Genomic DNA, 9,944 nt, shown 5'->3' with positions numbered 1-9,944 from the left:
GCTCATGCGTGGCCTGTCGACGACCAACATCATCGAGAATCCGAACGGCGCGGTGCGCCGTGTCGCGGGGCGCGTGAAGCGCTATCGTGACGCCGATATGGCCTTGCGCTGGACGGCCGCAGGCTTCCTGGAAGCTGAGAAGCACTTCCGGAAAATCCTCGGCGTGAACGAGCTCTGGATTCTCGCTGCCGCCTTGAAACGATCGACCTCAAAATCGATTGACCACGATCGGAAGGTTGCCTAACCTATGCCGCACCCGCCGTCCCAACCTTCAACTGTCTTCGGGACATCGCCAAAGAATTCCCATTGACAGTTCTGCAAGACGCGTCATGGCAGCCAGGAAAACTTCGTCAGGGTGTGAGAGAGCCGGAATACCGATGAGTGCGGTCGTGTAGCCGGCAAGCACAAACCCATATGAGCGAAAATTGCCGTTCAATGCCGCTCCGAATGTGCAAAGGCCAATCCAGATTGCAATTGAGAGCAGGAAAAGTTCGGGTGTCTGACTGAATGCAGCCGCTAGTGCAATGGTTACGACCACACCGACTACGGTGCCGGCGAGACGATAGAAGCTCTTGGCAAGCACCATGCCGGTTTGGGGTTGCATGACGATGAAAACCGTTACCATGGCCGTTCGTGGCGATGGCAGGTCAAGTCGCATTGCAAGGCCCATGACAAGCAGCGCGGCCACAACTGTTTTTAAAGTATGAAGCCAGTTGAGGCCTTCTTTGGCACCCCAACCCTTTAGCGCTGCACGCACGGAAGTAGTACGACGCGCGTGGGAAGAGACGCGGTCTGGAGTGCTCATCGGCTGACCACCATGGTCACCCGCCCAACTTGTATTGCGAGAGAGTTCATTTCGACAGTCTCCAAATCGCTCGATGCGCTTTCAGGTATGTCGTGCGCAAACACTGCGAAAGCGGTTGGACACCGCAAAGCTTGCGCGAGCGCTTCTGGAAGCTATGACAAGACCGCTATTACCTCGACATTGATTTCCAAGGCTTGGCAGTCCAGGCAAAGGGTGGCGCGACGCGATGTCAACTGCGTGAAATCCGTAAGTGCCGTGCTTGCGACTAGCCGCGGATTTTCATGCCGCGGAGCAGTGCGAGATGAGAGCGGGGTAGTCGAGCGTTCCAACGCGCACGGACTCTTCCATCTCACCTTCGGAGAGTACGAAGACGCAGTGGGCCGTGCATTTTACCGGCCGGCCGGGCTGCACGGCCGACCACACGTGATCGACCGTTCCGCCGAGACGATTTGAAGTTGGTTGCAGTCGCAACTCCGGGCAACGCAAGCTGACCGCTGTCCGTGGCATTTGCGATCTCTGTGGCCAGTTTGCGCAGTTCTGGATAAAACCAGCGTTCGCCCGTTGCCTCACAGTGCCGGAATGCTTCGTTGAGTGTTTCAAGTGCCCCGTCAATACAGCCGTAGCTGTTCAGACAGCGTGCGTATTGTGCGAGCAGCATCGTCAATGGCGCCAGATAGCCTGTCTCGCGCATGGCATCGAGAGCGTGACGGAAGTGGGGCAGCCGTAACGGGTCTGGGTGTATCGTCGAATTCAGATACTCTTCGTAGCCTGCACAACATGCGAGCCAGATCACGAAACCCGCCTGCCTCGCATGGTTTTCGAGGAGCGTAATGCCTTGCCGGGCAACCTCGAACGACCTTGTCAGCAGTGCGATCGGCACAAGACCTTCTGCAAGCACGTAACAGATCAATACGTCGTGCCCGCATTTTAGCGCCTCGTCGAGCGCACGCTGGGCGAGTTGGAGTGCCGCTTCACTATTGCCTTGCGTCCACAGTACCCGCGCGAGCGAGGCGCGCGCGGCGATGCCATGGTCGAAACGGAATCCGGCGGTGATCCGGAAATCGGTGAGGCGATCGTGCGTATTCAGCATTTCCTTGAACTGCTCACTGGCGGCGTCTGCTTCGCCGTTGTAGTGCAATGCGACCGCAACGAGCCTCTTTCCGACGATGCAGAACGTTGGATAATCGATCGATTGCGCGAGTGCGCAGAAGCGGCGTGCCTGCCGCAGAGCGAGCCGCGCCTCACCCCTGTACTGACGGACGGTCCACAGCCCCCAAAGCGCAAACAATTGGCAATCGCGATCTCGCTCGGCAAGCGCCTGCGATAGCACCTTGCACCACGCGTCGAATACTGCCTCGCACGGCCCATTGGTAAAAACGCGCGCTGCTGCATACATCGCCTGTATCCGCAAGCGCGTCTGCGACGGAACCGGATCGAGTTCGGGATCAAGCATTGCTTCGAGCGCGACGCGGGCTCTCTCGCTGCACTCGTCGACCAGCGACTCATTGAAGAGATACGGCGCTGCAACAGCCGCCAACGAGACTCCGACGACACGATTGCCGCCTGGTGAGAACGCCCAGTCGAGCGCTGCTCGCAAGTTGCCGAGTTCGAGGCGCAGATGAGCAAGCACTGCGCTCGAGGTCGGCTGGGACCGCCGTAGAGATGGCCCCTGGCTGAAGACCGCCTGGAAATAGATCGCATGTGCGAGCGCCGCTGCCTTCTGCTCCCCGCAGTTCTCGAGCTGCTGCAACGCGTATGCGCGCGTGATCGCGAGCAGCCGGTACCGGGGCAATCCGTCCGTGCATGCGCGGTTCACCAGCGACTTCGACACAAGGCCGCCTAACGCATCGAGCACCTGGGCTCGCGACAATCCACATCCATTCACGGCGTGATACGCGGCATCGAACGAAAAGCCGTCCATGAACACGCCGAGCCAACGCAGCAACGTGCGCTCGGGTTCCTCGAGCAGCCGATAGCTCCAATCGAGCGTCGCCTTAAGGGTTTGATGGCGCGGCAGCGCAGTTCGGAGTCCACCCGTAAGCATGCGAAACTGGTCGTCGAGATGATCGACCAGCACTTCCAGGCCCAGCACCGCAGCGTGTGCTGCGGCCAATTCGAGCGCGAGCGGAATGCCGTCTAGACGGCGGCATATCGAACCGATCAACCGAACACTGCGCTCGTCGAGAGAAAACTGGACGTCGGCAGCGCAGGCACGCGTAGTAAACAACTGGACAGCGCTTGCTCGCAGTATCTCGTCATAGCCGCAGCGTTCACCGGGTACGTCGAGCGGCGGAACGTGATAGAGCAGTTCGCCGGGCACTCGCAGCGGCTCACGGCTTGTCGCCAGCACGCAAAGATCGGTGCTGGCCTCGCTCATGGCACTGGCCATTTGTGCAGCAACGTCGATCAGGTGTTCACAATTGTCGAGGAGGACCAGAATGCGCCGTCCGGTGAGACTCGAGGCGATATCGGCAATTGAGATGCGGCCGGCCGGCATCGTGATGCCCAGCGTGCTTGCGAGCGCAGATATAGCGAAGCGCGGGTCCGATACCGCATCGAGCGGTACAAAGATGACGCCATCGGGAAAGAGCGCTTCGACGCGCGCGGCCACCGCGGAGGCAATGCACGTCTTACCAATGCCACCTGCGCCGACGAGCGTAACCATCTTCGCCGCGCCGACTGCGTCGATGATTTCAGAGATTGAACCTTCGCGGCCAAACAGCGTGGGCGAATGCACACGCGCGGAATGCTTTGGCCTCAGCGTCGAGCCGGCCGGCGTATCTGGTGTCGTCGCTGCAGTGCGGCACGTCGTAATGAGCCGGTAGCCGCGTCCCGGCACCGTGCGGATCAGATTGCGGTCGCCGGCTAGCGCCTTGCGTAATGTGGCAACGTGGACATGCAGGTTGTTTTCCTCCACCACGGAGTTCGGCCACACGCGGCGCATTATCTCCTCCTTGGACACCGTCGCGCCGTTGGCCCGAATCAGCAGTTCGAGTATGTCAAATGCCCGGCTGCCGATACGCAGCGACTCACCGTTCGATCGGATCTCTCGGTCGTCGATAGAGATCAGAAGCTGGCCAACCTGGATCATCTCAACCCCTTTTACCCCGATGCGCGAACGGGAACGAATCGACACTGGAGCGTTCAGCCCCGGGACGCTCATGCTAAGGTATTCGTTCCGCGCATGCAGATTAAGTATCCCTCTCGAATTCGCGTCAAATCTGGAATAGTTCCGGGGTATCCGTCAAGTGTTTGTTAGATCAAAGATGCGTGCGTGGGATTGAGAACTTCGGCTGAAATTCAATGCGAGCGATTGTCTGCGACGGACTGCTCGTCTGTCTGGCAAGCCCTTATTGATCCAGAGCTTGGCGGCCGAGCCGCCTATTGCGCGTAGCCAGGCCGCTTCACGCAGACAAACGTGGACAGGGAGAACTTGCATTGCCCTGCCGGCATAACGTATTGTGCATAGTCGTCCCGCAGTACGCGATTATTCTGGATATATTGGTAGTGGAAGCCGAGCGCCCGTGGGACGCCCATGTACCAGATCACGCCTGCTTTATAGTTTCCGACGAATGCGATCCGGTCGAATGCCTGCCTTGTGCCGGGGATTCTTACACCGCTGACCAGACCGAAGTGCGACGCCAGTTCGAGGTCGGCTGTTGCCGCCCCTAAATCCTGGAAGGGGTGTTCATAGAGGAGTATTCGGGATAACCGCAGCCGCACTTGCGTACATAACCTCGACGCGTTGGCCGTGTGTGGCCCGCTCTTGTCCTGAGCAATTGAGTCCGCTCGCATCATCTGCTTACCACGCACGTCGCAGTTCTGGCTCGCGATGTGAGAATCGCTAGCCAGCAGGTGGGAAAGTAACGCTCAGACCGAGTGGTGCTGGTAGGTAATTGCGGTGACGATCCTATCAACGGCAAATGCGAGACGGGCAGGAGCGTGCCGGCGAGGCCTTCGCGAGAGCTATTCCTTCTAGCGCTGTTGCCTCTGACCCGTCGATTGCATCGATGACGGCCTGAGTAACGTCCCGCGTCGTGATCGTCGTAGGCGAGTGTCCAGCCAGCAAGAGCCGACCACCGTTCCCCGAAATCCACCGTATCAACAGCTATGCTGTGCATTTAGCTGAATCGATTTAATTGCCGGCGCGTCACCCAATCCCTCATTTAAGAACGTTTCAGGTGCGGCTCAGGACTTTTGGAGACCAAGCTAGTAATGTGGATGTGGATATTCGAGCACAGGTCGACAAGACTTGACACGGCCAGTGCATAGCGATGTGTTCCGCCAACCCTGAGAGATACGGCAACGCTAAAGTGAACAGTGCTGACGCGGCTTTTCGAAGACGAGATCACAAGGACGAAGACCGCCCGTTCTCTTTCCATTCAGAACTCCGGCGCTTCCGACCTTTTTCAATGTGAACGAGGACAAAGGGCGGATACAGCTGTTTGCTTCTTTTGAACCTTGGAGGAAGTTCCGATGAATGGAAGCGTCGCGGGCGTCCCGATTCCAGGCAGCGCGATGGCGCGGGCCGCGGCGGAGTTCGCAATCACCGCCGCGCCCCAGATTCTTTATCGCCACTCGATGCGTGTCTTTCTCTTCGCCGCGCTAATAGGACAGCGTCGAGAACTCGCCTATGACCTCGAGCTGCTCTATGTGACCGCTCTGTTTCACGACATTGGCTTGACCGAGCCGTATCGCAATTCGCAGAGGCGCTTCGAAGTGGACGGCGCGGATGCCGTTCATTCGTTCCTCTCCGGGTACGGCGCGCTTGGCGACGACATTGCCGAAGCGTGGCGCGCGATAGCGCTGCATACGACATTCGGTATTCAAGCCGGCATGCCGCCGCTCACAGCGCTCATTGCGGCGGGCGTCGAGACCGATCTGCTAGGTCTACATTTCGACGAAGTAGATCGCACCACGCGTGATTCAGTGCTGAGCGCGTTCCCGCGCGGTACTGGTTTCAAGGGGCTGATTATCGAGGCGTTAGCGCAAGGCATGAAACACCGGCCTGCGACAACTTTCGGCACGGTAAATGCGGACGTGCTCGACCGATGCGATCCGGACTATCGGCGAAAAAATTTCTGCGGCCTGATTCTCGGATCGGCCTGGGATGATTGACGAAAAGCAGATCGATTTCGGGCACTAGAGAAATTCCATTTTCAACCGGCACCCAATGGAGGCCCATCATGCCTACAGCCAAAGCCCAGCCTGGCAAACTGCTGCTAGACCCCAGCAATCACACTCTGATCATGATCGACCATCAATCGCAAATGGCATTCGCCACGAAGTCGATCGACGCTGTATCGCTGCGCAACAATGCAGCGCTCGTCGCCAAAGCCGCGAGGGAGTTCAAGGTCTCGACGGTTCTTACTACGGTTGCTGAGAAATCATTTTCGGGTCCAATCTTTGACGAGATCAGTTCGGTTTTCCCTGATGATCCGGTAATCGATCGGACAACGATGAACACGTGGGAAGATCCCCGCATTGCAGAGCGCATCAATGCGATCGGCAAGGGAAGGATCGCGCTGGCCGGGCTGTGGACGTCCGTATGCATTGTCGGCCCGGCGCTCTCGGCCATCGACCAGGGATTCGAGGTCTGTGTGATCTCGGACGCCTGTGGCGACGTGTCCGTCGAAGCGCACGAGCGTGCCATGGAGCGGATGATCCAGGCTGGCGCGCAACCGATGACGTCGCTGCAGTATCTGCTGGAACTCCAACGCGACTGGGCACGCGCAGACACGTACGACCAGACGGTTGCCACGTCTATTGCGCACGGTGGCGCGTACGGTCTCGGCCTGATCTATGCGAAGACAATGTTCGGCGGGAGCGAAGGGCACTGACCTTCAAGTCGATCGGTCTCATCGGAGCATCGATCCCAAACTACTCCTGTCGGCGCCTGCCATCTGCCGCGGCGGGCGCGCCCACCGCCGCCGGACCTGGCCGCAATGGGCGCAAATTATCCAGGCATGATTTGATCAAGGAGCGAGTGATCATGGAAGGAATTACGAGCAAGCGTGCCGAAGTAAACGGCCTGATGCTGCATTACGTTACGGCGGGCAATTCGAGCCGTCCTGTGGTTCTGTGCCTTCACGGGTGGCCGCAAAATCACCGGGAATTTCTTCCGATCGTCAAAGCCCTGGAGAACGAGTACCGGTTCATCGTGCCGGATCTGCGAGGATACGCGGACAGCGATAAACCGTTTTCCGGTTACGAGCCCAAGACGATCGCTCAGGACATGCTCGACCTTCTGCAAGTGGAGGGTGTCGATCGGTTTCATATCCTCAGTCATGATCTCGGCGGTCCGCCGTCTGTGGCGCTCGCATATATGTCCGGCAAGCGCCCCATTTCACTTGCTACCATCGAGACGCCATTTTTTGGCTTGGACTTTCCGGGATACGTCGATCCTCGGGTGCCGTACTGGCATCTGAGCATGCATATGAATATGGATATCACCCGCTTTTTGATCGAAGGAAGAGAAGGTGAGTATCTGCGCCATTTTTTCCGGGATTTTGCATATAACCCTCAAGCTATTCCGGAGGAGGAAGTAGCGCGATACGTGCAGCAAATGAAGCAGCCCGGCAATCTGCGTGCAAGCCTGAATCACTATGGCTACATCCCTCAAATGGCAGAGCAGACAGCGGAACTGGCCAAGCAGAAGCTGCAGGTTCCGATGCTGGCGTATGGCGGAGTTCGTTCGTTCGGATCACACTGCTTCGATTGCGCGAACGCAATTTCGATCAACGCAAGCGGCGGTGTTATCGAAGAATGCGGGCACTGGGTCTTTGAGGAGAAAACCGAGTTTATCTGCAATGAACTGAAAACGTTCTGGGACCGCGCGGGTCGGGAGACAACATGACCTCGGCGCCCCGAACAGCCGCGACCGGCGCGAGACCCTTAGCGATCAGGAGCGTGGACCATACCGGAATTACCGTTTCATCGTTACAGGAATCGCTCAAGTTTTGGACAGATGTTCTCGGATTCGAGCACTTATATACGTGGCAGTTCGAGAACAGTCCATTTGTTGAAAATCTGGTCGGTGTGGCAGGTGCGTCAGTCGATCTGGCGATGGTGAAGGGCTACGGCCATCAGATCGAACTGCTGGAGTATCACTCCCCAGCCGACCGCACAATTCTGAAGCCGCGATCCTGCGATGTGGGTTCCGTTCATGTTGCGATGTATGTCGATGACCTCGACGCAGTGCTCAAACGGCTGGAAGAAGCAAACTGGACGGCCGTTGGTCCGGCACAACGAATCGAAGGCGGGGAGCGCGACGGCTGGAAGCTGGTCTACGTCCGCGATCCAGACGGCGTCACGCTTGAGTTTCTCCAGCCGGCGTCGGATTGGGAGCCGAGTGGCGCGTAATTGGCCCATTGGGATCGATGGACAAGGTCGCCCCGGGGTGCACTGCTGTCTGAATCGCGAGCCAACCATGAAATCAGAACATTTCTTTCATGGTGCATTGACCGGGAAAGCGTGAAACGTGAGAAGAGCTTTCGAGCCTGCTACAGCTGCTCGACGGGGCGTCGCATGTCTTCATCAGTCGGTCAGTAGCTCGCGAGCACTTGGTGAATCGTCATCTGAGGGGCGTTCCGCATGGAGTATGAAGGAAAGTTCAAGGGCCTGTCGGAGCAGGAGTTCGAACGGCTGAAATCGCTTCGGAACTTCGGGAAAGATACCGTTTAGCAAGCCCGTGTGCGGCCGAACATGGGCGGTGAATTTGACGCCTGAGCGTTTCGTAGCGCCCGTAATTTCATAGGAGAAAAGCGATGCCCGCGCTGACAGGAATGCAGTCGTTCCCGACCGATTTTCGGACGCAGGATATTCAGACGAACGGGACGACCTTGTCTGTTCGCGTTGGCGGCAAGGGTCCGGCCGTCGTGCTGTTACATGGCTATGCCGAGACGGGTGATATGTGGAGACCGATGGCCGTCGATCTCGCGCAGGACCATCAGGTGATCGTGCCGGACTTGCGCGGCCTGGGCCTCTCCTCGAAACCTGCTGACGGCTATGACAAGAAGACTCAGGCTGCCGATATGGCGGGCGTGCTCGATGCCTTCGGCGTGGATCAGATCGATCTCGTTGCACATGACATCGGCAACATGGTCGCTTTCCAGTTCGCTGCGCAGCATCCGGAGCGGATCAGACGGTTGGTGCTGATCGATGCACCCATCCCGGGAATCGGCCCGTGGGACGACATCTTGAAGAGCCCAATGCTTTGGCATTTCCGTTTTGGCGGGCCTGACATGGAGCGACTCGTCGCCGGTCGCGAGCGCATCTATCTCGACCGCTTCTGGAACGAATTCTCCGCCGATCCCGCGAAGTTCGACGAGGGAGCAAGGGTCCATTACTCCGAACTCTATGCGTTGCCTGGCGCCATGCGCGCCGGCTTCGCGCAATTCGCGGCCTTCGATCAGGATGCGGCCGACAACCGCGCGTGGCTCGCGACGGGCGCGCGGCTGCGGATGCCCGTGCTGGCCGTCGGGGGCGAGAAGTCCTTCGGCGCCACCATGGCCGTGGTGATGCGGTCCGCTGCCGACGACGTGCGAGAGAGCGTGATACCGGACTCAGGCCATTGGGTAATGGAGGAAAACCCACGAGCGACGATCGCCCTGGTTCGCGGTTTTCTTGCGGATGGCTGACTCAATCGTGGCAAACCACGCTTTGAACCGGCTTCACCATTGTCTGGACGACCTCGAGCCGGTGATGAGTTCGTGCATTAGTGTCACAGTTGCGGCTGGTTTCACTGGCCGCTTCTGCATTGGCGCGACGAGCCGTCAGGCGCATCACCTTCATCCATCCGCCAACATGAGTGGCGACCCGTTGTCGCCGTTTCCTATCCCCCCTGCGCTTGCGATGCACTCGCACGACGCGTGAACTACAGGAATACGAGCCAATGAAACTCTATCTTTTCTCCCTGCTTGCTGGCGTACTGGTTGGCGTGATCTACAGCCTCATCAACGTGCGTTCCCCCGCGCCGCCACTTGTCGCCCTTGTCGGCCTGCTCGGCATTCTCGGCGGCGAACAGATCATTCCCGTCGCGAAACAGATGCTGTCCGGCAGCGGCTTCCACACGGCGTGGACCGACTCGAAGTGCACGCAGCATATGTTCGGGTCGCTGCCCGGACGACGCCAGGCGAGC

10 protein-coding genes and 1 pseudogene are annotated in these 9,944 nt (G+C 58.6%); 7 read left to right on the top strand and 4 right to left on the bottom strand.

The window, feature by feature from the left end; genetic code table 11:
• A pseudogene (locus GCT13_RS45720) lies at nucleotides 1-244 on the top strand (IS256 family transposase); the annotation flags it as partial.
• Nucleotides 245-271: 27 nt separating this feature from the next.
• On the opposite strand, the gene GCT13_RS45715 reads toward GCT13_RS45720, so the two are convergent.
• The 3 genes from GCT13_RS45715 to GCT13_RS45705 all read right to left on the bottom strand — a co-directional run bounded on the left by GCT13_RS45715 (nucleotide 272) and on the right by GCT13_RS45705 (nucleotide 4,618).
• The gene (locus GCT13_RS45715; protein WP_152768222.1) at nucleotides 272-805 is read right to left on the bottom strand and encodes an FUSC family protein; all 534 of its coding nucleotides are present in this window, start codon (nucleotides 803-805) and stop codon (nucleotides 272-274) included.
• A gap of 349 nt (nucleotides 806-1,154) precedes the next feature.
• Nucleotides 1,155-3,896, bottom strand: a complete 2,742-nt coding sequence (locus GCT13_RS45710) for an ATP-binding protein (protein ID WP_152768221.1) — start codon at nucleotides 3,894-3,896, stop codon at nucleotides 1,155-1,157.
• Nucleotides 3,897-4,186: 290 nt separating this feature from the next.
• The gene (locus tag GCT13_RS45705) at nucleotides 4,187-4,618 is read right to left on the bottom strand and encodes a hypothetical protein (RefSeq protein ID WP_152768220.1); all 432 of its coding nucleotides are present in this window, start codon (nucleotides 4,616-4,618) and stop codon (nucleotides 4,187-4,189) included.
• Between the two features lie 705 nt (nucleotides 4,619-5,323).
• Between GCT13_RS45705 and GCT13_RS45700 the strand changes: the two genes are divergently transcribed.
• The 5 genes from GCT13_RS45700 to GCT13_RS45680 all read left to right on the top strand — a co-directional run bounded on the left by GCT13_RS45700 (nucleotide 5,324) and on the right by GCT13_RS45680 (nucleotide 9,444).
• Nucleotides 5,324-5,923 (top strand): HD domain-containing protein, encoded by a 600-nt coding sequence (locus tag GCT13_RS45700; protein ID WP_321575048.1) that lies wholly within the window; start codon nucleotides 5,324-5,326, stop codon nucleotides 5,921-5,923.
• Nucleotides 5,924-5,991: 68 nt separating this feature from the next.
• Nucleotides 5,992-6,645 (top strand): hydrolase, encoded by a 654-nt coding sequence (locus tag GCT13_RS45695; protein ID WP_152768223.1) that lies wholly within the window; start codon nucleotides 5,992-5,994, stop codon nucleotides 6,643-6,645.
• Between the two features lie 152 nt (nucleotides 6,646-6,797).
• Nucleotides 6,798-7,661 carry an alpha/beta fold hydrolase gene (locus tag GCT13_RS45690; RefSeq protein WP_152768218.1) on the top strand — a complete coding sequence of 288 codons (864 nt, stop codon included), beginning with the start codon at nucleotides 6,798-6,800 and terminating at the stop codon, nucleotides 7,659-7,661.
• Nucleotides 7,658-8,167: a VOC family protein gene (locus GCT13_RS45685; protein ID WP_152768217.1), complete on the top strand. Its 510-nt coding sequence runs from the start codon at nucleotides 7,658-7,660 to the stop codon at nucleotides 8,165-8,167. The genes GCT13_RS45690 and GCT13_RS45685 overlap by 4 nt, the downstream gene beginning before the upstream one ends.
• Before the next feature lie 404 nt (nucleotides 8,168-8,571).
• Entirely contained in the window at nucleotides 8,572-9,444 is an 873-nt protein-coding gene (locus GCT13_RS45680; RefSeq protein ID WP_152768216.1) for an alpha/beta fold hydrolase, read from the top strand.
• Between the two features lies 1 nt (nucleotide 9,445).
• On the opposite strand, the gene GCT13_RS48970 is transcribed toward GCT13_RS45680, so the two are convergent.
• On the bottom strand, nucleotides 9,446-9,598 hold the full coding sequence (locus GCT13_RS48970; protein ID WP_193727961.1) for a hypothetical protein: 153 nt from the start codon (nucleotides 9,596-9,598) through the stop codon (nucleotides 9,446-9,448).
• A 100-nt stretch (nucleotides 9,599-9,698) separates the two neighbouring features.
• Here GCT13_RS48970 and GCT13_RS45675 point away from each other — a divergent pair.
• Nucleotides 9,699-9,944: XapX domain-containing protein (locus GCT13_RS45675; RefSeq protein WP_152768215.1), on the top strand; the 246-nt coding region annotated here is incomplete at its 3' end.

Source organism: Paraburkholderia franconis, from assembly GCF_009362735.1.
Classification (GTDB): Bacteria; Pseudomonadota; Gammaproteobacteria; order Burkholderiales; family Burkholderiaceae; genus Paraburkholderia; species Paraburkholderia franconis.
This window is presented reverse-complemented; position numbering and strand designations above follow the sequence as displayed.